We start from the raw sequence: 23,421 nt of genomic DNA, 5'->3' as shown, positions 1-23,421 counted from the left end.
TCCATTTCCTGACGATGGCGCCGATCGCCTCGACGTCGTCGGCAACGATTTCCCGCGCGGCGAGCGCGTGACCGGCCGCGGTCAGCCGATCCACCAGCGTGGTGCCGGATCTGTCATCGGCGAGCGAGCGGGTGTCGGAAATCGTCAGCACCGCGATGTTGAGCGGAATGAATCGTTTCGCTTCGTCGACAGCAGACATTTTGAACTCTCATCTGTCATTCCAAGACAGGCCGCGCGGCGGACTGATCCGGAACATCATGAATTGACGCCGATGATTACAACGCTCCCGCCGCGAACGTGTTGCAGGCCTGTATCGTGCCCTGCTGATAGCCGGTCATGAACCAATGCTTGCGCTGCGCGGCGCTGCCGTGGGTGAACGAGTCCGGCACCACGCGCCCGGTGGCTTGCCGCTGCAAGGTGTCGTCGCCGATCGCGGACGCCGTCGTCAGCGCCGCGTCGATATCGCCGGCTTCCAGGAAGCCCGGCCGCTTCTTCTCCTCCAGGTTGGTCCAGACCCCCGACAGGCAATCCGCCTGCAACTCGACCTTGACCTGCAGCGCGTTGGATTCGGCCTTGCTGCCGGCCTGCTGCTGCAGCCGCGTCACCCGCGGCAGGATGCCGAGCAGGTTCTGGACATGATGCCCGGCTTCATGGGCGATGATGTAGGCCGCGGTGAACTTGCAGGCATTGCCCGAGCAGCCATGAAACCGGGTTTCGATCTCGCGGAAGAATCCGGTATCGAGGAAGATCTCTTTTTCCGGCGGGCAGTAGAACGGCCCCATCGCCGCCTGCGCCATGCCGCAGCGGCCGCCATTGGTGGCGTTGCGGAACAGCACGATGCGCGGCCCGGTGTAGGTTTGCCCGCTGGCCTTGAACACTTCACTCCAGCGGTCGTCGATCTCGCCCAGGATGCCGGAGATCATGCTGCCCATCTCGTCGGTCGGCGCGCCGGTCTTGGCCGATCCCTGCCGGCGATCGCTTTGATAGCTCGGCGCCTGGCCGCCGCCCTTGAGAATTTCCGCGCCGCCGATCAGGACGCGCGGATCGATGCCGAACGCCCATCCGACCAGGCCGAGCACGATGAGGGTGCCGATGCCGAGGCCGCCGCCGCCGATCGGCAGTCCAATGCCGCCGCCGCCCCCACCGCCACTGTCATCGCGACGGTCATCGATATCGTCGCTGCGGCGGAAGTCATCATAACGCATGGCGGTTTTTCCTAAACTGCGGCCTGCCGGCGAAGCCCAGGGCTTAACGCGGCACAGGCGTAAAATTTCCATTGCATTAATCAATAACCCTGCCGGCAAAAATTGCCTAGCCAGAAAGAATTGCCCGGTTAAGTCGATTTTTACTTTGCCGCGGCAATGTATGGCCAGTCGGTTGTTTAGTCCCGCGTCGCCGACAGCGTCGCCTGAGTCAGAGTATTTGAGTCATGGTTGTGTCGCGTCGCGGGGCGCCTGCAAAGGCGCCCCGCACTAAATTTGAGTCGGTATCGGACAGCCGTATCGTCGTAGGCGATTGCGTCGCCGGGATGTCGAAATTAGCGGCCGGTTCGGTCGATCTGGTGTTCGCCGATCCGCCCTACAATCTGCAGCTCAAGGGCGACCTGAAACGCCCCGACGAATCCCACGTCGATGCCGTCAACAACGACTGGGACAAGTTTTCGTCCTTTGCCGCCTATGACGATTTCACCCGCGCCTGGCTCCTGGCCTGCCGCCGCGTCATGAAACCGTCGGCGACGCTGTGGGTGATCGGTTCCTACCACAATATTTTCCGCGTCGGCGCGATCATGCAGGACCTCGGCTTCTGGGTCCTCAACGACATCGTCTGGCGCAAGGCCAATCCGATGCCGAACTTCCGCGGCCGCCGCTTTACCAATGCGCACGAAACCATGATCTGGGCCGCGCGCGACGAGAAGGCCAAGGGCTATACCTTCAACTACGAGGCGCTGAAGGCCGCCAACGAGGACGTGCAGGCGCGCTCCGACTGGCTGATCCCGCTGTGCACCGGCGACGAACGCCTCAAGGGTGCCGACGGCAAGAAGGTGCATCCGACCCAGAAGCCCGAAGGCCTGCTGGCGCGGGTGCTGCTGTCGTCATCGAAGCCCGGCGACCTCGTGCTCGATCCGTTCAACGGCACCGGCACCACCGGGGCTGTGGCAAAACGCCTCGGCCGCCGCTACGTCGGCTTCGAACGCGACCCGGCCTACGCGGCCGCGGCGCAAGTGCGCATCGCCGCCGTCGAACCGCTGCCGGAAGCCACGTTCGCGCCGTTCATGACCGCGCGCGAGGCGCCGCGCATCGCCTTCGCCGAACTGATCGAGCGCGGCATGATTGTGCCCGGCACCAGGCTGGTCGATGCCAAAAAGCGCCACGGCGCCCTGGTGCGCGCCGACGGCGCCATCATGCTCGGCGGCAAGGTCGGCTCGATCCACCGCATCGGCGCGGTGGCGCAGGGCTCAGGCGCCTGCAACGGCTGGACCTTCTGGCACATCGAGACCAAGAAAGGCCTGCGGCTGATCGACGAACTGCGCGCCGAGATTCGTTCCGGAATGGCGGCGGGCTGAGATCTTGGCTGATGCCGCCCGCTCGCCTTGATCCCCGGGGAAACAGGACTATTCCAGATAGCCGAACATAGCCCGCCGCGGAGCCCGCCAAACGTCGAGCCGGCGGCGGCGATCAGAACAAACGCCGTCGATTCCCGAAGCTGACCGAGGGCGTGGTGCCCAAGCGCGTCAAAGCAGCTCGTAGGATGGGTTGAGCTCTTCGCGAAACCCATCATTACACCGCCAACAACCTCGATCAATATACCGCGATCGGCCAGTTGACGCCGACCTACAATGCCAACGGCAACCTCACCTTCTCGGGCGCGCTGACCAAGGCGGGGTACCAGCCCTACGGCGAGAGCGGCACCACCGCCGGCACCTTCCGCTACACCGGCGCGCAGATCGACGCCGAGACCAACGGGCTTTATGATTTCCGCGCGCGTATCTATTCGCCGGTGCTGGGGCGGTTTTTGCAAGTCGATCCGATTCGGATTGCGGGCGGATTAACCTCTATGCCTATGTAGGAAACGATCCTGTCAATCTGGTGGGTCCGTTGGGATATGCACCAGACAGTTCGTCGGACGCTTCATCGGACTCGGGATCTTTCCAGCTGGCGATGGTGGATAAGTCACAGCTGCCCGCACGACCGATTCGATGAAACTGATCAGTCGTAGGATGGGTAGAGTGACCAGATCGGACGCCTGTCCGAACTGGTCACGAAACCCATCGCAGCGGCGGAAGTGGTGGGTTTCGCGAAGAGCTCAACCCAGCCTACGATATCGACTTGTCATAAGTCGCATCAAAGAAACGCTGTGCTAGATTGAACCACACCGATTGCGTCGTTCAACCTCATCCTGAATTCTTCGGGACTACAATCTTGGATTGTAATACAATAGAAATACAATCAAGCGCAGCCAATGCTGCGCCAATAACGCAAAAATGTGATTGATTGCAGTGGCATGAGCGACGCGGGGGTCGGGCGAAAGTCCGTCCGTGCCTGACCGAAAAAACAGGGATTCTCGCTACCGGCCCTGATACGCCCAGCGGTTTTTGCAACGCCTCCGCGCGGACATCAGCGCGCGTCGCGGCCAAGATCATTTGATGCGTCGGGCAAATCACGGGACATCGGCCCGCGGGATGGGTTGAGTTCTTCGCGAAACCTATCATTGTCCGATCGTAAGATGGCCTGAGCCAACGGGTGCGGCCTCCGGTCGGCCGGATGACAAACTGATTAACTCCGCGAACGCTAATTGTTTCGTCGGCCTATTCAATCGAGCCCGACCAACCTTGATCTTGATTCCCTGCGCAACCAGGAGCTAAGATCAGGCCGTTGCGCGCCGTCCGGATTGATCGTCCGATGCGAAGAATGTCTGAGATGTGGCTGCTGCTACCATTGCTGCCGATCTTTCTTCTCGGCATGTTTCCGATGTTGCTGTTCGCTTTGCTGGGGTTCGCCGGCCTCGTCATTCTCGGAATACTGATGATTTGCGTTGGCCTGGGCGACGGGTTGGCCGCGAAAAGCGAGTTCAATCAGGAGATCATCGTTCGCGGTTATGCGCCTCGATCGGAGCGGACCATTCATGCATCCAATTTGCATTCGGCAATTCGTTTCGCGACCGTCACGGGTGTGAGCGGCACCGGACTGGTAATCGCCGGACTATTCGGCATCCTGTTCCGCGGCTGACCAACGAACTGCAGGCCAATATTTGTTGCGGGCCTGGTCTCGATCAGCCCACCCGCACGGCCCGCTTTGCCGCGCCGCCTCCCGCCTGATCCACCAGATTTTCCCTGGCGTGATCCAGATAGGTCCTGAATTCCTTGGCCAGCAGGCCGGATTGCGACGACAGGTCGCCGGATGCGGTCATCGTCGAAGTTGCCAGCTGCTCGGTATCGGCGGCGGTCTGCGCCAGCGCCTGAATCTTCGCCGCGATTTCGCCCACCACGCGGAACGCATCATCGGTGTTGCGCGCGATTTCGGCCGTCGCCATCGACTGGTCTTGCGATGCCGCGGCGACCTTGCCGGTAATGTCGTTGACTTCCGCGATCACAGCACCGATTTCGGTGATCGAATCGCCGACGCGATCGGCGGCCGATTGGACCTGCCCGACCTGGGCCTCGATTTCCGCGGTGAAGTTCGCCGTCTGGGTCGCCAGCGCCTTGACCTCATGGGCCACCACCGCAAAGCCGCGCCCGGCCTCGCCGGCGCGCGCGGCCTCGATCGTCGCGTTCAGCGCCAGCAGGTTGGTCTGGCTGGCGATCGCGTTGATCGACTTGACGACCTCGTTGATGCGCGCAGCGACGTCCTTCAAAACCTCGACGCTGCCCGCGGCCTCGCCGACGCGCTCGACGGCGCGTCCGGCGATCTCCGAGGATCGCTGCACATCGGCGCCCACGGCGCCGGCATTCGAGGACAGCTCCGCCGTCGCCGCCGCGACCAACTGGACGTTGGAAGCCGCCTGATCGGAGGCCGTGGCGAGGAAGCTAATGCTTTCGCGCGTCGAGGAGGCCCCGACCCGGAGATTTCCCGCCGTTCCGCTCATTTCCGCCGCGCCGTGGTCGAGCGCGGAAACGATCGAAACCACGCTGCCCTCCAATTCGGTCGTCTGCCGTTCGAACCGCCGCACGCGTTGCTCGATGCTGGCAGTCGCATTGTTGATGGTGTCGGCGCCCTGCAACAGGGCACCGTGCAGCCCGCCCGGCAGGATGCGGCGGAAATATTTGTTGCGATGCACCGCATCCATCGCCGCGGTCGCCTCGCGCACGAAGGCATCGCAGCCATCGATCATGTCATTGATGAGACCGAGCAGTTCCGTCATGCAGTCATGCTGCGGAATCGACAGTATGCGCGCTTCGAAATCGCCTGCGACGATCCGTTTGCAAACCTGTTCCGCCTGCCGGACCAGGCGCGCGGTCTTGACGATCCAGAGCATCGCGAGCGCCGAGCCGGCGATCGCGATCGCCTGCAGCGCCACCGCCGTGGCCGGGTAACCCGATAAATGCAGGACCGATGCGCCGAGCGATGCCAACATCGAGACCGCGATGCTAGGCAGCGCGTTGGAGAGAAAATATGAGCTCTTCATAACTGACTTTCTGCGAGGCGACGAAATCGGTCAGGGCCTTGTATCCGGCGTCGACCGCCGCTTTGCCGTTGCTGTGCGCGCGCTCGATTTTCAGCACTTCGGCATAGAGCGGCATGATCTTGGCTTCGAGCATCGCGCGATCGGGCAGGCGGCGGTTGGAGTGGTAGCCGATCATCTCGCCCTTGCCGTCGAAGGACGGCGTCACATGGGCAAAGACCCAATAGTGATCGCCGTTGCTCGCCATGTTCTTGACGAAGGCAAAAATCTCGCGGCGATCCTCGATGGTGTCCCACAACAGACGGAAGACGCTGCGCGGCATGTCGGGATGCCGGATCAGGCTGTGCGGCTGACCGATCAATTCGGCCTCGCGATAGCCCGCGATGGTGCAGAACAGGCGGTTGGCATAGGTCACGCGCCCCCTGAGATCGGTCTTGGAGACGATCAATTCGGAGGCGAGAAAGAAACGCTCGCGGCCGCTGGGCGTGATGTGCTTGGCCATGGCCGGTTTCCGATGCCGCATCCAACCCCTGAATGTGCGCATCGGCAACCATTGAGAGTCAGGCTGAATATTGCCTTAAGATTTGACGGTTCAACGCAATAAAGCCCTCCGTGCCGTGATTTATGCCCTCAAAGGCGACGACATTGCCGCGCCGGCACAGCTTTGGCGCGCGGCCGGCTCACGAAGTCTTCGGTTGCGCTGGGTGCGGAACCGACGCAAGTAAATCCGCGCAGTCCGCGACGCATTTGCGATTTTTGCCATCACATCCACGGAGACCCCGATGCTGAAATTTTACTTCAACGGAGCGCCCAACCCCACCAAAGTCGCGCTCTATCTGGAAGAGTCCGGCCTGCCTTACGAGCTCGTGCCGGTCGATACCCGCAAGGGGGACCAGTTCAAGCCCGAATTCCTCAAGGTCAATCCCAACGGCAAGGTGCCGGCGATCGACGATGACGGGGTGTTCGTGTTCGACTCCAACGCGATCCTGCTTTATCTGGCCGAGAAAACCGGCAAATTCCTGCCCGCCAATACCCCCTTCAACCGCGCGCAATTGCTGTCCTGGCTGATGTTCATCGCAACCGGTCTTGGCCCCTATTCGGGACAGGCGGTGCATTTCAAGCACTTCGCGCCTAAAGAGCTGGACTATGCGCGCAACCGCTACCAGTTCGAAGCCGAGCGACACTACGGCATTCTCAACGATCACCTCGCCAAGAGCCACTTTATGGTGGGTGATACCTACACCATCGTGGATATGGCGTTCTGGGGCTGGGCACGCATGGCGCCATTCGTGCTCGGCGAGGATGTCTATGCCAGATTTACCAACGTGAAAAGGCTGGTCGATGAAATCTCGGCAAGGCCGGCCGCAGCGCGGGCCAACGCGCTGAAGGACAAGTTCGTCTTCAAGGCGGAAATGGACGACGAGGCGCGCCACATCATGTTCCGCCATCTCAAGACCAAGGCGGCGTAAGGTCCGCGCACAGAATCGCGACGTAAGGCGCACCGTCTAGTAGATCGATTCCATGAAGCCAATCGTTTCAGGCTCTCGGTCCTCATCCTGAGGAGCAAGCCTTCGCCGCGGAGGGCGAAGGCTTGCGTCTCGAAGGATGGCAGCTTGCACGGCCATCTTTCGTGGCCATCCTTCGCGACGCATCGCTTGGCGCGATGCGCCTCAGGATGAGGGCCGGGAGGATGCTGATATGATCAGAACTTCGGAAACGCTGGACCATGGCCAGGCAGCTTTCAATTGAGTTCCTCTGCGAGGGCTTTGCGGACCGCCGGCCGCTCCGCCATGCGCGCGCGGTGACCCATCACCCTCGGCAGGGTCGAAAGATCGACGCCATCACCCTCGAGCCATTGCGCCAGCGTAAACAGATAGGGATCGCAGATCGTGTAGGTCTCGCCCAGCACCCACGGCCCCCTGAGCATGCCGCGTTCGATCAGGGCAAATCCGGCACCGACCGTCTGCGGCACCTTGCGCTTCATATCGGCGAACGAAGCTTCGTCGGTCGCCCAGCGATAGCCGCGTACGCGGTGGGCATGCGCCACATGCACGGTCGAGCACAGATAGCTGTTGAAGGCCTGCGCCTGCGCGAATTCAAAGGGATCGTGCAGCGGTGCCAGCTTCGCCTGCGGAAAACCCTGCGCGATGAAGGCCAGCATCGCCGGCGTCTCGGTCAGGATGCCGCGATCGGTCACCAGCGCCGGCACGCGCCCCTTCGGATTGATGGCGAGATATTCCGGGCTATTCTGCTGGTTGATTTTGAAATCGATCCGCTCGATCGTGTAGGTGGCGCCCGCTTCTTGCAATGCGATATGCGAAGCGAGGGCGCAGGTGCCGGGGGCGTAATAGAGCTTGAGCATTTCAGTCCTCATGGGAACAGCGAAGCTTAACGGCACGCTTCCCGGCCGTCCATCCCTGAAGGCACCGGCCGGCGATGGCCGGGCTTTCGCGGTGGCCAGTTGCCGCCGCACATGCCATCACGCGCCCGAGGAAGCAGGGGCCTATCACGAGCAACCCGCCGATCGTACCCGCGCCGGGCAGACTTTCCAGCGCGAGGTAAATCTATGTTCCCAGCCCGTGCGCAATCACCTTGCGCATGAGGTTGGGCAGCGCTTCGTGTTGCAGCGTCGCAATCGGCACCCAGCGCATCCCCTCCGGCGCGGCCGCGCGCGCGGGAGCTTTGGCGGTGTAAACCACGAGCTCGAGCGGAAAATGCGTGAAGACATGGGTCACGACGCCCGCTTTGCGATGCCAGCGCGCGATGCCCTTCAACATGGGCGCCTGCTTCAACGCCGTCCTGTCGTCCTGCCCCGCCAGCCATTTTGAGCCCGGCACTTCGGTCATGCCGCCAAGCAGGCCCTTTTCGGGGCGGCTGCGGACCAGCAGCCAATCGCCGCGCCTGACGACGAATGCGGCACCTCGGCGCAGCGTCCCGGTTTTTTTCGGCGCCTTGCGCGGAAAAGTCTCCTGATCGCCGCGCGCGCGCGCCGCGCAGCCGTCGTTCAGCGGGCACAGCGCGCATGCCGGTTTCTTCGGGGTGCAGATCGAGGAACCCAGGTCCATCAGCGCCTGCGCGCTATCGCCGGCGCGCGACTTCGCGTCGCCAGTGCGGGTTACGCCGAGCAGCGTTGCCGCCAGCTCTTGAATCAGCGGCTTGGCTTTTGGCAGCGTTGCCTCGACGGCGAACAGCCGGGCCACCACGCGCTCGATATTGCCGTCGACCGGCATGGTATGGCGGCCGAATGCAATCGCTAAGATCGCGGCCGCAGTGTAGGGCCCGATCCCAGGCAGCGCCCGCAAGGCTTGTTCAGTCTCAGGGAACGCGCCGCCGTGATCGCGCATTACCGCAACCGCGCAGATGTGCAGATTGCGCGCCCGCGAATAGTAGCCGAGCCCGGCCCACATCCGCAGCACGTCGTCGAGCGACGCACGCGCGAGCGCACCGACATCGGGCCATCGCGTGACGAATTTTTCGAAATAGGGTCCCACCGTCCTGACGCCGGTCTGCTGCAGCATGATTTCGGACAGCCAGACCCGATAGGGATCGGCGGCCGTGCCCGATAGCGGTCGCCATGGCAGCAACCGGCGATGGCGACCGTACCATTCAAGCAGCAGCGCGGCGCGTCCGGCGCCGTCGTTGGCGATGGACTCCTTGCCTTTCCTGATCGCTGAGGATGTAGCCACGTCTCATTCTAGGACCAGATTCGGGACGTGACCAGCGAACCGCGTCAGCAAAAAACATGTCAGATCTGGGGGATTGCAAGACTATAACGCGTTGCGTTATAGTCGACGATGATCCAAGACTTCGCTGATGCCGAGACGGAAATGATCTGGTCCGGCCGCCGGAGCCGAAAATTACCGTCAGATATCCAGAATGTCGCGCTGCGAAAACTGCGTCTTCTGAATCAAGCGCGGGTATTGGGCGATCTTCGCGTGCCGCCCGGCAATCGCCTTGAAGCGCTGAGAGCTGATCGTCAGGGACAGCATTCGATCCGGATCAACGATCAATGGCGCATATGCTTCGTTTGGAATGAGGGAGGACCGTCACGTGTCGAAATCGTCGACTACCACGTCTAGAAGCGGGCACCTCTCAAATCCGCATCCCGGCGAAATCCTGCTCGAGGAATTCCTGAAGCCGATGGGCCTCAGCCAGAATGCGCTGGCGCGCGCGGTTCACGTCGCGCCGCGACGTATCAACGAGATCGTGCTTGGCAAACGGGATTTTACCGCCGACACCGATCTGCGGCTTGCCCGCTATTTCGGCCTGTCTGAAGGATTCTTTCTGGGACTTCAGATGGATTACGACTTAATGCAGCGGCGGCGCAAGATCGACCGCGACCTCAAAATGATCAGGCCGCACGCCGCATGAACGTGTTGCCGCCATGCAGCCGGTGCTATAAGGCCGCATGACAAAACCGCGACCGATCAGCGCCAAACCGCTTTCCGTCCTGCTCAGCGACGTGTTTTCCGATGCCTATGCCAAGCAGGGTTTTGCCGCGCGCGAGCTGGTGACGCGCTGGGCGGACATTGCCGGCCCAGAAATAGCAGATCATTCCGAGCCCCTGAAAATCCAGTGGCCGCGCCCGGTCGAGGGGCAGACCCAGGAAGCGGCCACGCTGGTATTGCGGGTGGAGGGACCAATGGCGCTGGAAATCCAGCACGCCTCCGATGTCATCCTGCAGCGCGTCAACCGCTTTTTCGGCTGGAGCGCGGTCGGACGGCTGGCGCTGCGGCAGGCTCCGCTGTCGCGCCGCAAACCACCGGCGGCCTCACGCGCACCGGATGCGGCATCGGTGGCGAAAGTCGCTGAAACCCTGTCCTCGGTGCAGGACGAGGAGCTGCGGGCCGCGCTGGCGCGGCTCGGCGCCAGCATCAAGCGAAATTGAGCCGGCCGATTGGTTCGGAAATCGCGCTCGCCATTGCCACAATTGCCGTTTCAAGCTAGCGAACTGGTCCTTGAGTTCTTCATAGGCGTGAATGCGCCAATCCGGGAGCCAACCGTTGATCATTACCCGTCGCGCCTTCACCGCCGCCCTGTCGCTGACCGGGCTTGCCATGCTCGTTGGCTTCTCGCCGTTGCGTCTGATCGCGGAGGCGATGGCGCAAAGCGCGTCCGATGTGGCCAAGCCGGTATCGCTGCCGGACATGGCGCTCGGCCCCGCCAATGCCGCGGTGACGATCACCGAATATGCGTCGATGACCTGCCCGCATTGCGCGGCCTTCGATGCAAGTGTGTTTCCGAAGATCAAGTCGGAATATATCGACACCGGCAAGATCCGCTACATTTTCCGCGAGTTCCCACTCGACATCAAGGCTGCGGCCGGCTCGATGCTGGCGCGCTGCATCGCCAAGGGCGATGCCGGGAAATATTTTGCGGTGGTCGACATGCTGTTCAAGCAGCAAGGCGACTGGGTGACGAAGAACACCACGGAAACGCTGGCCCGGATCGGCAAGCAGGCCGGGCTGAGCCAGCAGGCGGTGGAGGATTGCCTGAAAGACCAGGCGCTGCTCGACAAGATCGCCGCCGACCAGAAGTACGCCAGCGAGGTTCTGAAGGTCGATTCGACGCCGACGTTCTTCATCAATGGCGAGAAGATCAAGGGCGAGACCTCGTTCGAGGAATTCGACAAGCGGATCAAGGCGCTGATGAAAAGCTGAGCGGTTTTGCGCGAGCGGTTATCGACGCCTCGTCGCGCAAGTCCGAAAGTCCCTTTGCCCTGAAGATCAGTTTCAGGCGGGGTCGGATCAGGTTAAGGATGAGCCGGAACTTTTTCATCAATGGCAGGATGATCGCGGGCGAGCTTTCGTTCGAGGAATTCGACAAGCGGCTCAAGTTGCTGCGGAAGGGCTGATACAGCCCCATAACCCCTGCAAAAGCCTTGGGAAAAGCCCCGGCCGGCGGTTGCTCTCAGGCGCCAGCCTCGCCATTGTCCCGGCCCCGTGAGCCGCCGCAGCGACTCAAGCCCCCACACCGACATTGCCTTCCATGGTATTGTCGCGACGGGGAGATTCGCGCCCGGCCAACTGAGAATGGTGTCCATGAAACTGACGCGCCTTCGCCTCCACGGTTTCAAGTCGTTCGTCGAGCCCACGGACTTCATGGTCCAACCGGGCCTCACCGGCGTGGTCGGGCCGAACGGCTGCGGCAAATCGAACCTGGTCGAGGCATTGCGCTGGGCGATGGGCGAGACCTCGCACAAATCGTTGCGCGCCGCCGACATGGATGCGGTGATCTTTGCCGGTTCCGGCAATCGTCCGTCGCGCAACCACGCCGAGGTCGTGATGACGATCGACAATTCCGATCGCACCGCGCCGGCGGCCGTCAACGACAAGGAGACGCTGGAAATCTCGCGCCGGATCGAGCGCGACGCCGGCTCGGTCTACCGGATCAACGGCCGCGACGTGCGCGCCCGAGACGTCCAGATCCTGTTCGCCGACGCCGCTACCGGTGCGCGTTCGCCGGCGCTGGTGCACCAGGGCAAGATCGGCGAGATCATCCAGGCCAAACCAGACCAGCGCCGCCGGGTGCTGGAGGATGCCGCCGGCGTCGCCGGCCTGCATGCCCGCCGTCACGAAGCTGAATTACGCCTCAAGGCCGCCGAAACCAACCTCATCCGCGTCGAGGACGTGATCGGACAGCTGGCGGGACAGGTCGAAGCCCTGAAGAAACAGGCGCGGCAGGCGATCCGCTACCGCGAAGTCGCAGCCAAGGTGCGCAAGGCCGAGGCCCTGCTGTTTCACCTGCGCTGGCTCGAGGCCAACGCCGACGTGGCGGAAGCCGCCCATACCCACGACCTCAGCGTCCGCGACATGGCCGAGCGCACCCGTGAACAGGCCGAGGCTGTCCGGATCCAGGCGGTGCGCGCCGCCGAACTGCCGGCGCTGCGCGAGGCCGAGGCCCGCGCCGCGGCCGGCCTGCAGCGGCTCACCAATGCACGCGAAACGCTCGACCGCGAGGAAGAGCGCGCCAAAGAGCGCGTCGCCGAGCTCGACCGCCGGCTGACGCAGTTTTCCGCGGATATCGCCCGCGAACAGCGGCAGGGCTCCGACGCCGAGGTCGCGCTGCAGCGGCTCGATGCTGAAGACGCGGAGCTGAAGCAAGAGATCATGTCGCGCGTCGAAAAGCGCAGTGGCGTCGATGGCCTTGTGTCCGAGGCTGAGGCGAGGCTGGCCGCAACCGAACGGTTGTTTTCGGAGCTGACCACCGTTCTGGCCGACCTCACCGCGCGGCGCAAGCAGCTCGACGGAAGCGTGAAGAGCCATCACGATCGGCTGGCCCGGCTCGATCAGGCCATCGCCAATGTCGAGAGCGAACAGCAGAAGCTGGCGCAGGAGACCGAAGGTTTCGGCGACCTCGCAGCGCTCGCTGAAGCCATGGAGGCCGCGCAGCAGAGCCTTGCGCAATCCGAGGCGGCCGCGCAGGGAAGCGAAGCCGGCCATGTCGCCGCGCGCGCGAGGCTGGAGGCGGCCCGCGCGCCGCTCGGCGAGGCCGACAAGCGCGTGCAGCGGCTCGAGACCGAAGCGCGCACGATCGCGAAACTCGTCAATGGCGAGACCAAGAATCTGTGGCCGCCGATCATCGACGGTATCACCGTCGCCAAGGGCTACGAAAAAGCTCTCGGCGCCGCGCTGGGCGACGATCTGGATGCCCCGGTCGACCCATCGGCGCCGATGCGCTGGACCAATGTCGGCGTCAGCGAGGGCGACCCGGCCTTGCCCGAGGGCGTCGACGCGCTCGCCGCTCACGTCGATGCGCCTGCCGAGTTGGCGCGCCGCCTGGCGCAGATCGGTGTCGTTGCCCGTGAGCGCGGCGCCGAACTGGTCTCGCAGCTGAAGACCGGCCAGCGGCTGGTGTCGCCGCAAGGCGATGTCTGGCGCTGGGATGGGTTCGTCGCCGCCGCCCATGCGCCGAGCGGCGCGGCGCGGCGGCTCGCCGAACGGGCGCGGCTGGTCGATATCGAAAACGAGCTCGAGCAGGCCCGCGGCGATGCCGCCGGCAAGCGCCAGGCGCTGGAAACCGCCGAGGCCGAACTGAGGGCCGCATCGTCGGCCGAGGCCGCCGCGCGCGAGGCGTGGCGGGCCGCGCAGCGCGAGGCCGATGCCGCGCGCGACCGTCATGCCGGTACCGAGCGCGAGATCAATCGCCACGCCGCGCGGAAATCAGCGCTCTCGGAAGCTCACAGCCGGCTCGCCGCCGACCGCGCCGAGGCCGAGGGCGCGCAAGAGAGCGCCAGTGCGGCGCTGGCCGAATTGCCGACGAGCCTCGATACCGAAACGCGTCTCGCCGCCGTGCGCATCGACATCGACCACCATCGCCGGCTGGCGGCGCAGGTTCGCGCCGAAGCGCAGGCACTGGCGCGCGAGGCCGAGCTGGCGGACCGCCGGCTGCAGGCTATTCTGGCCGAGCGCAACGACTGGCACGCCCGTAAAGCCAGCGCGACCTCGCAAATCCAGACTATCGAAGCGCGCATCACCGAGGTCACCGCGGAGCGTGCCGAACTCGATGACGCACCGGCCGCGTTCGCGGACAAGCGCCGGGCGCTGATCGGCGAGATCGAAGCGGCCGAAAACGGCCGCCGCATGGCCGCCGATGCGCTGGCCTCGGCCGAGAACCTGATGACGGAGACCGATCGCTCCGCCAAGATTTCGCTGGAGGCGCTGTCGAGCGCCCGCGAGGCTACCGCGCGCGCCGAAGAGCGCGTGGATGGTGCGAAACGACGCCTCGCCGACATCGCGCGCGAAATCCACGACATGCTGGAGGTCGAGCCGCGGGCGGTGGCGGGGCTCGCCGAGATCGAGCCCGGCGCCGAATTGCCGCAGCTCACCGAGATCGAGGACAATCTCGAAAAGCTGCGCCGCGACCGCGAGCGGCTCGGTGCGGTCAATCTGCGCGCCGAGGAAGAACTGCGCGAGGTCGACGCCCAGCATACGTCCCTCACCGCCGAACGCGACGATCTGGTGGAAGCCATCAAACGGTTGCGCCAGGGTATCCAGAGCCTCAACCGCGAGGCGCGCGAGCGGCTGTTGGTGTCGTTTGAGACCGTCAACGGCCACTTCAAGCGGCTGTTCGTGGAATTGTTCGGCGGCGGCGAGGCCGCGCTGCATCTGATCGAAAGCGATGATCCGCTCGAAGCCGGATTGGAAATCATCGCAAAACCGCCCGGCAAGAAGCCGCAGACGCTGTCGCTGCTGTCCGGCGGCGAGCAGGCGCTGACCGCACTGGCGCTGATTTTCGCGGTGTTCCTCACCAACCCGTCGCCGATCTGCGTGCTGGACGAAGTCGACGCCCCGCTCGACGATCACAATGTCGAGCGATTCTGCACCCTGCTGCACGAAATGACCGCAACCACCGAAACGCGGTTCATCATCATTACGCACAATCCGATCACGATGGCGCGGATGAACCGGCTGTTCGGCGTCACCATGGCCGAACGCGGCGTCTCGCAGCTGGTCTCGGTCGATCTCGAAAGCGCGGTGAAGATTCTCGACCAGAACGTGGCGTGAGGCTTCTTGTGTTGTCGTCATTCCGGGACGGCGCATCGCGCCGAACCTGGAAATCTCAACTGTTGACGTCATCATCCGCGACAGCGGATGATCCATGCCATGCCGTCGATGGCGCTGTGCCGTCACGGAGCCGGATGCCCTGCTTTCGCGGGGCGCGACGACACACATGACCGCTCCCGACCTTCCAGCCGAACTGAAGGCCGCGCTCGACGCCAAGCTGCAGGGGGTGTCGCGCAACGAGGCCGCCGGGCGCGCCGCGTTGATCTCGCAGACCTATCGCGCTGGCGGCGGCTCCGGCGTCATTGCCTGCGAGAAAGATGCGCTCGCCTACGCGCTGGCGCGGATGCCTGCGACCTATGCCGCGCTAACCGCCAGCCTGAACGCGTTGCGCGAAGTCACTCCCGGCTTTGCGCCGCAAAGCCTGCTCGATGTCGGCGCCGGGCCGGGAACGGCAGGCTGGGCGGCGGCGGAAGCCTTTTCGTCGCTGCAAACCTTCCATTTGATCGATGCCAACAGCGCCTTGCGCACGCTGGCGCTGGAGCTGGCCCGCCACAGCACGCGCCTGCGCGTTTTGAAATACCAACGCGGCGACGCCCGCGCCGCGCTGGCCGATGCCGGGGCTGCCGATCTCGTCGTGGCGAGCTACATGATCGGCGAACTCGGCGGCACGGAACGGATCGCGCTCGCCGACCTGTTGTGGACAAGAGCCCGCGACACGCTGGTGGTGGTCGAACCCGGCACGCCTGCAGGCTATCGCCGGATCCTTGCACTGCGAGAGCAACTGGTCGCGTCGGGCGCGCATGTCGCGGCCCCCTGCCCGCATGACAAGCCGTGTCCGCTGCGGGCGCCCGATTGGTGTCATTTCGGCCAGCGCCTGCCGCGTTCGCGCGGGCATCTTCAGGTCAAGGGCGCCGAAGTTCCTTTCGAGGATGAGAAGTTCAGCTATGTCGCGCTGACGCGCCGCCCGGTCGCGCAACATCCGGTCCGGGTGCTGATGCAGCCTGTCGTCACCAAGGTCGCGATATCGGCAAAAATGTGCGCGGACCGGGGGATCGTCAACGCGGTCGTCCCCAGGCGACAGAAGACCGCGTATCAGCGCTTCAGGAAAATCGACTGGGGCGATGCCATGTTCGAGCTCGGCGAAGCGCGCGCGGAATAACGACCACCTGAGAGTGTCCCCGACGATCGGCTGCGGCGTACGTCCCTTGGCCGGGTGGCACCCAGTTGCCTCGAAGCCAGGGGGGCGATATCCAGCTTTTGCGAAACTGCGGCGTGTAGCCGCGCAGGCTGTTGAACTTACTGAGCTCCCGTAGCGACCTAGGCAGGCGGCCCCATATAGGGGCTGCTGGCGCGCGTGCCCGCCATTGATCTGGGCTGCGCGCCGGTCGTCGAATCGGGAGTTGCTTGCCATGTCATCGGGCTGGATCGTTCTAGGCGTTATCGTAGTCCTCGTTCTGTTTGCGTTCGGCGCCTATAACCGTCTGGTCGCGCTCGGTCAGCGTGTCGGCCAGGCTTTCGCCGACATCGACGTCCAGCTCAGGCAGCGCCACGATCTGATCCCGAATCTTTTGGAAACCGTGAAAGGCTATGCCGCGCACGAGCGCGGCACGCTCGACGACGTGGTGAAGGCCCGCAACGCGGCGATGTCGGCGCGGGGACCGGGACAGGTCGCCACCGCCGAAAACCAGCTGAGCGGCGCGCTCGGCAGGCTGATCGCGCTGTCGGAGGCCTATCCGGACCTCAAGGCCAATGCGAATTTCCAGCAACTGGCGAACGAGTTGTCCGACCTGGAGAACAAGATTGCCGCCAGCCGCCGGTTCTTCAACAACGCGGTACAGGAATACAACACCGGCATCCAGCAGATGCCCGCGGCATTGTTTGCCGGCATGTTCGGCTTCGCGCGCAAGGATTTCTTCGACCTCGGCGCCAACAGGGCCGAAGTCGAGGCGGTGCCGATGGTGAAGTTCTAAAGCCACGGCCCCCGACATCGACGGAACCCAGGCATCATGGCCGCCTACGGGCTTTACACGCATATTGCATCGAACAAATTCCGTTCGATGCTGCTGCTCGCCGGGCTGTTCGTTCTTATCTATGTCATGGTCTATGCCGGCGCGCTGCTGGTGGAAGCCTTGTCCACCAGCGGCGCGCCGGTCGACTATTATCTGGCGGCGGCGCTGCACGACCTGATCCCGGCGTTGCCCTATGCGACGGGTGCGGCGGCGCTGTGGATCGTGATCGCCTATTTCTTCCATCAATCGATCATCGACGCCGTCACCGGCGGCGAAGACGTAACGCGGAAGCAGCAGCCCAGGCTCTATAATCTGCTGGAAAATCTCTGCATCTCGCGCGGCATCGCGATGCCGAAACTGAAGATCATCGACAGCGACGCGCTGAACGCGTTCGCCACCGGGCTCAACCGGCGGCAATATTCCGTTACCGTCACCACGGGCCTGTTGCGCGCGCTCAACGATCAGGAGATCGAGGCCGTGCTCGGCCACGAGCTCACCCACATCCGCAACGGCGACGTCCAGATGATGGTGGTCGCGGTGATCATCGCCGGCGCGGTCGGCTTCTTCGCCGAGTTGTTCTTCCGCAGTTTTACCAATTTTGGCTGGGGTTACGGCCGGGGCTACGGCGGCGGATCGTCGTGGTCGTCGTCGTCCTCGTCATCGTCTTCTTCCAGCAGCGACCGAAAAGGCTCCGGCGGCGCTGCGGCCATCGTCATCGTCATCGCGGTGGCGCTGATCGCGCTGGCATGGCTGTTGTCGCAGCTGGTGCGGCTGGCGCTGTCGCGGTCCCGCGAGTTGCTGGCCGATGCCGGATCGGTCGAGTTGACGAAGAATCCCGACGCCATGATCTCCGCGCTGCGCAAGATCGAGAACCGCGGCGAGCTTCCCGGCGCGACCTCGGCGGTGATGGAATTGTGCGTCGACAATCCGCGCGAGGGCTTTGCCGACCTGTTTGCGACCCACCCCTCGGTGCAGGCCCGGGTCCAGGCGCTGGTAGAATTCGCCGGCGGGCACGATCCCGGACCGCTGGCTCTGCGGTCGGATACGGCCATGGACCCCGGCAATCAGGCGCAGCCGGCGGCAACCGGTCCTGTCCCGCCAGCATTACCGTCCGGTCCATGGGGCCAAACGCCGGATCCAGCCGGCGCGTCGGGCGCCGTGCCAAGCCGCTCGGGCCCCTGGGCCAGACCCGCTGGCCCGTGGGGGCCCCATTAGGGGGCTTGCCAGGCCCGGCGCGGGTTACGCTCCTCGCCCCCGGCACCGTTAAGGAAGTCCGTAGAATAGCCTTAACAGCATTCTAATGAATTGAATTCTCCCTTGTTTCTGCCATGTTCGCGCCCAAGGCAGGCAAGGAATCGCCTCGGATCACCCAGGCCGACTGGAACTTCGAGGAGATGATCTGGAAACGATACGGTTTTTCCGGATACAGACGGCCTCGTTGGTTCTAGGATCAGGTCGTATTCGAAAATAAGGTTTAAGGGAAGTCATGGCGAAGCCAGTCGTTATTGTCGTAGGCGCTGACAAGGGCGGGGTCGGCAAGACCACGGTCTCGCGCACCTTGCTGGATTATTTCAGCGCCAACAATGTGCCAACCCGCGCCTTCGATACCGAATCGCCACGTGGCACGCTGAGGCGCTTTCATCCGGACATCACCGAAATCGTCGACATGACGACGGCCGCGGACCAGATGAAGATCTTCGATACGCTGAACGCGGTCAGCCCCTCCGTCACCGTGATCGACGTTCGCGCCGGCCTGTTGTCGCCGGCGCTGGCCTCATTGCGCGATATCGGTTTTCTCGACGCCGCGAAGTCCGGACAGATCACCTTTGCCGTGTTTCACATTCTCGGACCGTCGATCGCCTCGCTGGACGAAATTGCCGAGACCGCAGGTTTCATGCAAGGCGCAAAATATTTCCTGGTGAAGAACTTCATCAACAACACCAGCTTCTTCGAATGGGATCAGGCGACTTATAACTCCTATTTTCACCGCATCAAGGACGCCACCGAGCTCACCATTCCGAAACTCAATGAAATGGCTTACGAGCAGGTCGAAGTCGCCTCGGTACCGTTCCTCAAATTCGTCGCCAACAAGCGTTTCAACGACGAGGCTGCGAACTATTCGTTCGTACTGCGCGGCTATGTCCGCCATTGGCTGGTCAACGTCTGGAGCGAGTTCGACCGCATCAAGCTGACCGATCTCGTCGGCACCGGCAAATCGGACAGCGGCGGGGAATGATCATTGCAACACAAATATCATTGGGCTGGTCCAGGCAACCAATTCGCCTGACATAGCGCGTGATGCCCACCACGCCTATCTTCATCACCTGCTCACCCCGTCCGCTGGTCGGCAGGACCCTGGTCGCGCGCCTGCTGAGCGAATTCCTGCTCCTGAAAAACGGCACGGTCGCAGCGTTCGACATCAATCTGAAGGAACCGTCGCTGCTGGATTACCTGCCCCGGATTACCGAGACGGCCGAGATCGACAATACCTACGGAAAAATGGCGCTGATGGACCGCATCATCGTCAACGACGGTATTGCCAAGGTGATCGATCTCGGCTTTCACGCCTTTGACGAGTTCTTCAAGATGTCGGAGGAAATCGGATTTCTCAAGGAGGCGGCGCGGCGCGGCGTATCTCCCGTCATCCTCTTCGTTGCCGACAGCGATCGCGTCTCGATGCGCGGCCATGCCATGCTGAAGCAGCAGATTCCCGCAACCGCGCGGGTGACCATCAACAATGAATACGTGCTGCGCGGCGAAATGCCCGCGGCCTTCGCCGGCGACAGGATGCTTCGGATCGGCGCACTGCCGGTGTTCCTGAAGACCTATATCGACCGCGAGACGTTCTCGTTCACCAGCTATCTGCGCAACGAGAAGGATCAATCGACCGAACTCTCGCAATGGATCCGCAGCAACTACGTCAGCTTTCGCGAGCTCGAGCTGAGTTTGATCCTGCAGGGGTCGTGAGGCCCCCGCAACTTCAGGTTCAGCGCGCGGAATCAGCGCCGCACCTGAGGCAACGTAGAACGTTCTAATGTCCCTCGAACGCCATCAGCGTGCGCACCGGCACGTCCATCGCCCGCAGTTTCGCCGCGCCGCCGAGGTCGGGCAGATCGATGATGAAGCAGGCCGCGACCACGTCGGCGCCGATCTGGCGCATCAGCTTGACCGCACCCTCCGCGGTGCCGCCGGTGGCGATGAGGTCGTCGACCAGGATCACGCGCTCGCCGGGGCGGATGGCGTCGGCGTGCATTTCCATCTCGTCGAGACCGTATTCCAGCGAATAGGCGATGCGCACGGTAGTGTGCGGCAGCTTGCCGCGCTTGCGGATCGGCACGAAGCCGGCGGAAACCTGATGGGCCACCGCGCCGCCGAGAATGAAGCCGCGCGCTTCGATGCCGGCGACCTTGTCGATCTTGTTGCCCGCCCATGGATGCACCAGTTCGTCGACCGCGCGGCGGAACGCGCGCGCGTCGCCGAGCAGCGTGGTGATGTCGCGAAACAGGATTCCCGGCTTCGGATAATCCGGGATGGTGCGCACGGTGGCCTTCAGGTCATTGTCAAAAGTCATGTGTCTTTACTTTCCCAACTCTTCCTCTTCGTCATTGCGAGGAGCTCGCAATGACGCGTCCCCTCAATTGACCGGCTCGCCCAGCCTGAACGCATTTTCGACGATGCGCAGGCCGACCTCGCCGCCGAGCGACATCAGCGATTCCGGGTGGAACTGGACGCCGCCGACCGGCAAGGTCCTGTGCTCGAGCGCCATCGCGACACCGTCCTCGGTGCTCGCGGTCACGCTGAGCACCTCGGGCATGCTGTCGCGCTCGACATAGAGCGAATGATAGCGGCCGATCACGATTTCATCGGGCAGGTTCCGCATCAGCCGCCCGCCTCGCACCTTGATGCGCGACGGCCGGCCATGCGAAGGTTTTCCGAGCTGTCCCAACTGTCCGCCGAAATATTCACCGATCGCCTGCATCCCGAGGCAAACGCCGAACACCGCAAGCTTCCGGTCCAGCGCCGCGCTAATGGTTTTGGCCATGGCAAAATCTTCCGGCCGGCCCGGACCCGGCGACAGCACCAACAGATCCCATTTGTTCTGCCGCAGCATGTCAAGGGCATGAACGTGCCTGACCACGGTCACGGTGGCGCCGACCTGGCGGAAGTAATCCGCCAGCATATGGACAAAACTGTCGTCATGATCGATCAGCAGCACCTGTTTGCCGGAGCCGGTGGCATCCGGCGCGAACGCCGACAGCGGTTTTGGCGGATCGCCGCGCAGCGCCTGAAACAGCGCCGCCGCCTTGACCTGGCATTCCCTGTCCTCGGCGGCGGGATCGGAATCAAACAGACAGGTGGCGCCGACCCGCACTTCGGCCAGGCCGTCCTTCATCCGGATGGTGCGGATGGTCAGCCCGGTGTTGATGCTGCCGTCGAAATTCACCGCGCCGATGGCGCCGGCATACCAGCGCCGCGATGAACGCTCGTGATCCTCGACGAACTGCATCGCCCATAATTTCGGCGCGCCGGTCACCGTCACCGCCCAGGCATGGGTGAGAAAGGCATCGAGCGAGTCGAAGCCCGGCCGCAGCATGCCTTCGACATGATCGACGGTGTGAAACAGTTTTGAATAGGTCTCGATCTGGCGCCGCGCCAGCACCTTGATGGTGCCGGGCACGCAGACCCGCGCCTTGTCGTTGCGGTCGACGTCGGTGCACATGTTGAGTTCGAATTCGTCCTTTTCGGAATTCAGCAATTGCCGGATCTGCTCGGCGTCGCCGATGGCATCGACGCCGCGCGCGATCGTCCCCGAGATCGGGCAGGTCTCGACCCGCCGGCCGTCGGAGCGCACGAACATCTCCGGCGAGGCCGACACCAGGAATTCGCCGTCACCGAGATTCATCAGCGCACCATAGGGCGAGGGATTGATCCGGCACAGCCGTTGAAAAACCTCGGCCGGCGAGCGCTCGCAAGGTTCGGCGAACAGCTGGCCCGGCACCGCCTCGAACAGATCGCCGCGCGCAAAGGCGGCGCGCGCGGTCTCGACCGTCGCCTGGTATTCGCCGGGCCCATGATCGGAAAAGCCCTGCCGCGGTGTTTTGGCGTAGATGCTTTCGGGGGTATCGCGCGAAAGACCCGCTGACGATTTGCCCTTCCAGGCAAAGTCGTAGCTCAAGACCACGCCGCGCCCGGTGGCGCGGTCATAGGCCAATAGGCGGTCCGGCACGTAGAGCACGATGTCGCGCTGGTCGGCTTCGCGGGCGCGCTTTGGCATGAGGTCCTCGATCTGGAACACCAGATCGTAGGCGAAGGCGCCGAAAAGCCCGAGCAAGGGATCGTCACTGGCGGCGAAAGCCGCGATGAGATCGCGCACCAGCGACATCACGCTGGCGCGGCGGGTACGCTGGTCTTCGTCGACCGGCGCCGCGCCGCGCAGGATGTGGCCTTTGAGCCGCGCCGCGCTCTTCTCGGTGACGACGACGCAGGGCTCGCGCAGCATGTCGGCAAGGAAGGCGATCAGCACCTCGCCGCGCGGGTTCAGCGCGGTTAACGAAAAGTCGGATCCTGTGGTTTCCAGCTGCAGCGGCGGATCGGAAAAGCCGAGATCAAAACTCTCGTAGCGGCCGGGCACCGTGGTGCCCGACGACAGCACCACGCCGCGGCGGCGATCGAGCAGGTCGATCAGATCGTCGAGCCGGCTGGCGCCGCCGGAAAACTGCTCCACCGACCGCGCTACCTCAAGGCCGCCGCGGGTACGATATTCACTCTGGGCCGGCAGCGAGAAAACGGTCCTGTTCATGGGATCCTCTTACGAAATTGGTCGAGGAAACGCCACACAGGATCAACGAAAGGCCGTCGCACTGCGATGACGGCCTTCGACGATGGGTGAAAAAGATATCGCACCGGCCACCTCGTCAGAAGGTGGGCCACCAGAGACGGGTTTTGTGACGAGCGGTGCGCATGGCAAGGCAAAACACCATGGCGCGGCGGGTTCGTCAAGGCGCCAACCGAGGATTTATCGGTCGTCCCGGCCTTGAGCCGGCACCCACCGATCTCGCCGCAGATGATGGCAGACACAGCGATCAATTTTCAAGCCGCCCATTGCAGAAACGCATTTACCCTCGCGGCGCGACACGCGCCCGAGCTATTGCAAAACTTCCGCCCCAGAGGGCGTGGGGAATGCCGGATGCCCAGTGGCACCCGCAGCCTCGCGTGCAGAAAACGGCCATCACGCACACGAGTATTCACAGCGAGGCACCGGAAACACCCGGCATTCCCGCACGCAA

The 23,421-nt window shown here is 63.5% G+C and carries 22 protein-coding genes; 14 read left to right on the top strand and 8 right to left on the bottom strand.

Annotated elements, in window-relative coordinates:
* Positions 1-199 (bottom strand): MogA/MoaB family molybdenum cofactor biosynthesis protein (locus tag ABSG20_RS06530; RefSeq protein ID WP_423863684.1); only part of this gene is annotated, 199 nt, incomplete at its 3' end.
* Between the two features lie 76 nt (positions 200-275).
* Complete coding sequence (ypfJ, locus tag ABSG20_RS06525) at positions 276-1,205, bottom strand: KPN_02809 family neutral zinc metallopeptidase (protein WP_423863683.1); 930 nt, start codon at positions 1,203-1,205, stop codon at positions 276-278.
* 224 nt (positions 1,206-1,429) lie between these two features.
* Here ypfJ and ABSG20_RS06520 point away from each other — a divergent pair, with 224 nt between their 5' ends.
* The 3 genes from ABSG20_RS06520 (at position 1,430) to ABSG20_RS06510 (ending at position 4,226) form a co-directional block, all read left to right on the top strand.
* On the top strand, positions 1,430-2,563 hold the full coding sequence (locus ABSG20_RS06520) for a site-specific DNA-methyltransferase (protein WP_423863682.1): 1,134 nt from the start codon (positions 1,430-1,432) through the stop codon (positions 2,561-2,563).
* A 257-nt stretch (positions 2,564-2,820) separates the two neighbouring features.
* Entirely contained in the window at positions 2,821-3,066 is a 246-nt protein-coding gene (locus tag ABSG20_RS06515) for an RHS repeat-associated core domain-containing protein (protein ID WP_423863681.1), read from the top strand.
* An 842-nt stretch (positions 3,067-3,908) separates the two neighbouring features.
* Positions 3,909-4,226 (top strand): hypothetical protein, encoded by a 318-nt coding sequence (locus ABSG20_RS06510; protein WP_423863680.1) that lies wholly within the window; start codon positions 3,909-3,911, stop codon positions 4,224-4,226.
* Between the two features lie 43 nt (positions 4,227-4,269).
* Here the strand turns inward: ABSG20_RS06510 and ABSG20_RS06505 are convergent, their stop codons facing one another.
* Together ABSG20_RS06505 and ABSG20_RS06500 are read right to left on the bottom strand one after the other, a co-directional pair.
* Complete coding sequence (locus tag ABSG20_RS06505; protein WP_423863679.1) at positions 4,270-5,622, bottom strand: methyl-accepting chemotaxis protein; 1,353 nt, start codon at positions 5,620-5,622, stop codon at positions 4,270-4,272.
* Positions 5,585-6,121 (bottom strand): PAS domain-containing protein, encoded by a 537-nt coding sequence (locus ABSG20_RS06500; protein ID WP_423863678.1) that lies wholly within the window; start codon positions 6,119-6,121, stop codon positions 5,585-5,587. Before ABSG20_RS06500 ends, ABSG20_RS06505 begins: the two co-directional genes overlap by 38 nt.
* 280 nt (positions 6,122-6,401) lie before the next feature.
* On the opposite strand from ABSG20_RS06500, the gene ABSG20_RS06495 reads away from it, so the two are divergent.
* Positions 6,402-7,088, top strand: coding sequence for a glutathione S-transferase family protein (locus ABSG20_RS06495; RefSeq protein WP_423863677.1), 687 nt, complete (start codon positions 6,402-6,404; stop codon positions 7,086-7,088).
* 272 nt (positions 7,089-7,360) lie between these two features.
* Here ABSG20_RS06495 and ABSG20_RS06490 read toward each other — a convergent pair whose 3' ends face one another.
* Together ABSG20_RS06490 and ABSG20_RS06485 are read right to left on the bottom strand one after the other, a co-directional pair.
* Positions 7,361-7,981 carry a glutathione S-transferase family protein gene (locus tag ABSG20_RS06490; RefSeq protein ID WP_423863676.1) on the bottom strand — a complete coding sequence of 207 codons (621 nt, stop codon included), beginning with the start codon at positions 7,979-7,981 and terminating at the stop codon, positions 7,361-7,363.
* 202 nt (positions 7,982-8,183) lie between these two features.
* A complete protein-coding gene (locus tag ABSG20_RS06485; RefSeq protein WP_423863685.1) occupies positions 8,184-9,287 on the bottom strand; it encodes an A/G-specific adenine glycosylase in 1,104 nt (367 codons plus the stop codon).
* A gap of 126 nt (positions 9,288-9,413) precedes the next feature.
* Between ABSG20_RS06485 and ABSG20_RS06480 the strand changes: the two genes are divergently transcribed.
* The 10 genes from ABSG20_RS06480 to ABSG20_RS06435 all read left to right on the top strand — a co-directional run bounded on the left by ABSG20_RS06480 (position 9,414) and on the right by ABSG20_RS06435 (position 20,101).
* Entirely contained in the window at positions 9,414-9,698 is a 285-nt protein-coding gene (locus ABSG20_RS06480) for a type II toxin-antitoxin system RelE/ParE family toxin (RefSeq protein ID WP_423863675.1), read from the top strand.
* Positions 9,670-9,990, top strand: coding sequence for a HigA family addiction module antitoxin (locus tag ABSG20_RS06475; protein ID WP_423863674.1), 321 nt, complete (start codon positions 9,670-9,672; stop codon positions 9,988-9,990). Before ABSG20_RS06480 ends, ABSG20_RS06475 begins: the two co-directional genes overlap by 29 nt.
* Positions 9,991-10,027: 37 nt before the next feature.
* Positions 10,028-10,507, top strand: a complete 480-nt coding sequence (locus ABSG20_RS06470; protein WP_423863673.1) for a DUF721 domain-containing protein — start codon at positions 10,028-10,030, stop codon at positions 10,505-10,507.
* A gap of 115 nt (positions 10,508-10,622) precedes the next feature.
* Positions 10,623-11,279, top strand: a complete 657-nt coding sequence (locus ABSG20_RS06465; RefSeq protein WP_423863672.1) for a DsbA family protein — start codon at positions 10,623-10,625, stop codon at positions 11,277-11,279.
* Positions 11,280-11,660: 381 nt separating this feature from the next.
* A complete protein-coding gene (gene smc / locus ABSG20_RS06460; protein ID WP_423863671.1) occupies positions 11,661-15,125 on the top strand; it encodes a chromosome segregation protein SMC in 3,465 nt (1,154 codons plus the stop codon).
* A 166-nt stretch (positions 15,126-15,291) separates the two neighbouring features.
* Complete coding sequence (locus ABSG20_RS06455) at positions 15,292-16,284, top strand: small ribosomal subunit Rsm22 family protein (protein ID WP_423863670.1); 993 nt, start codon at positions 15,292-15,294, stop codon at positions 16,282-16,284.
* 250 nt (positions 16,285-16,534) lie between these two features.
* A complete protein-coding gene (locus ABSG20_RS06450) occupies positions 16,535-17,095 on the top strand; it encodes a LemA family protein (protein ID WP_423863669.1) in 561 nt (186 codons plus the stop codon).
* A 36-nt stretch (positions 17,096-17,131) separates the two neighbouring features.
* Positions 17,132-18,349, top strand: coding sequence for a M48 family metallopeptidase (locus ABSG20_RS06445; protein WP_423863668.1), 1,218 nt, complete (start codon positions 17,132-17,134; stop codon positions 18,347-18,349).
* Positions 18,350-18,620: 271 nt separating this feature from the next.
* Positions 18,621-19,370, top strand: coding sequence for a P-loop NTPase family protein (locus ABSG20_RS06440; RefSeq protein ID WP_423863667.1), 750 nt, complete (start codon positions 18,621-18,623; stop codon positions 19,368-19,370).
* 62 nt (positions 19,371-19,432) lie between these two features.
* Positions 19,433-20,101 carry a hypothetical protein gene (locus ABSG20_RS06435; RefSeq protein WP_423863666.1) on the top strand — a complete coding sequence of 223 codons (669 nt, stop codon included), beginning with the start codon at positions 19,433-19,435 and terminating at the stop codon, positions 20,099-20,101.
* A 64-nt stretch (positions 20,102-20,165) separates the two neighbouring features.
* Here the strand turns inward: ABSG20_RS06435 and ABSG20_RS06430 are convergent, their stop codons facing one another.
* On the bottom strand, positions 20,166-20,705 hold the full coding sequence (locus ABSG20_RS06430) for an adenine phosphoribosyltransferase (RefSeq protein WP_423863665.1): 540 nt from the start codon (positions 20,703-20,705) through the stop codon (positions 20,166-20,168).
* 63 nt (positions 20,706-20,768) lie between these two features.
* Complete coding sequence (locus ABSG20_RS06425; protein WP_423863664.1) at positions 20,769-22,934, bottom strand: anthranilate synthase component I; 2,166 nt, start codon at positions 22,932-22,934, stop codon at positions 20,769-20,771.
* Between the last annotated feature and the right edge of the window lie 487 nt (positions 22,935-23,421).

It is taken from the genome of Bradyrhizobium sp., assembly GCF_049512235.1.
Classification (GTDB): domain Bacteria; phylum Pseudomonadota; class Alphaproteobacteria; order Rhizobiales; family Xanthobacteraceae; genus Bradyrhizobium.
The sequence above is the reverse complement of the archived record's forward strand: the minus strand, read 5'-3'. Positions and strand labels throughout refer to the sequence as shown.

What these genes read in the sequence shown, in the direction of transcription:
- ABSG20_RS06495 (WP_423863677.1), top strand. Translation starts at nt 6,402, where the DNA reads ATGCTGAAATTTTACTTCAACGGAGCGCCCAACCCCACCAAAGTCGCG.
- ABSG20_RS06470 (WP_423863673.1), top strand. Translation starts at nt 10,028, where the DNA reads ATGACAAAACCGCGACCGATCAGCGCCAAACCGCTTTCCGTCCTGCTC.
- ABSG20_RS06505 (WP_423863679.1), bottom strand. Translation starts at nt 5,622, where the DNA reads ATGAAGAGCTCATATTTTCTCTCCAACGCGCTGCCTAGCATCGCGGTC.
- ABSG20_RS06500 (WP_423863678.1), bottom strand. Translation starts at nt 6,121, where the DNA reads ATGGCCAAGCACATCACGCCCAGCGGCCGCGAGCGTTTCTTTCTCGCC.
- ABSG20_RS06510 (WP_423863680.1), top strand. Translation starts at nt 3,909, where the DNA reads ATGTCTGAGATGTGGCTGCTGCTACCATTGCTGCCGATCTTTCTTCTC.
- ABSG20_RS06425 (WP_423863664.1), bottom strand. Translation starts at nt 22,934, where the DNA reads ATGAACAGGACCGTTTTCTCGCTGCCGGCCCAGAGTGAATATCGTACC.
- ABSG20_RS06520 (WP_423863682.1), top strand. Translation starts at nt 1,430, where the DNA reads ATGGTTGTGTCGCGTCGCGGGGCGCCTGCAAAGGCGCCCCGCACTAAA.
- ABSG20_RS06440 (WP_423863667.1), top strand. Translation starts at nt 18,621, where the DNA reads ATGGCGAAGCCAGTCGTTATTGTCGTAGGCGCTGACAAGGGCGGGGTC.
- ABSG20_RS06450 (WP_423863669.1), top strand. Translation starts at nt 16,535, where the DNA reads ATGTCATCGGGCTGGATCGTTCTAGGCGTTATCGTAGTCCTCGTTCTG.
- ABSG20_RS06445 (WP_423863668.1), top strand. Translation starts at nt 17,132, where the DNA reads ATGGCCGCCTACGGGCTTTACACGCATATTGCATCGAACAAATTCCGT.
- ABSG20_RS06435 (WP_423863666.1), top strand. Translation starts at nt 19,433, where the DNA reads ATGCCCACCACGCCTATCTTCATCACCTGCTCACCCCGTCCGCTGGTC.
- ABSG20_RS06430 (WP_423863665.1), bottom strand. Translation starts at nt 20,705, where the DNA reads ATGACTTTTGACAATGACCTGAAGGCCACCGTGCGCACCATCCCGGAT.
- ABSG20_RS06490 (WP_423863676.1), bottom strand. Translation starts at nt 7,981, where the DNA reads ATGCTCAAGCTCTATTACGCCCCCGGCACCTGCGCCCTCGCTTCGCAT.
- ABSG20_RS06480 (WP_423863675.1), top strand. Translation starts at nt 9,414, where the DNA reads ATGATCCAAGACTTCGCTGATGCCGAGACGGAAATGATCTGGTCCGGC.
- ABSG20_RS06455 (WP_423863670.1), top strand. Translation starts at nt 15,292, where the DNA reads ATGACCGCTCCCGACCTTCCAGCCGAACTGAAGGCCGCGCTCGACGCC.
- smc (WP_423863671.1), top strand. Translation starts at nt 11,661, where the DNA reads ATGAAACTGACGCGCCTTCGCCTCCACGGTTTCAAGTCGTTCGTCGAG.
- ypfJ (WP_423863683.1), bottom strand. Translation starts at nt 1,205, where the DNA reads ATGCGTTATGATGACTTCCGCCGCAGCGACGATATCGATGACCGTCGC.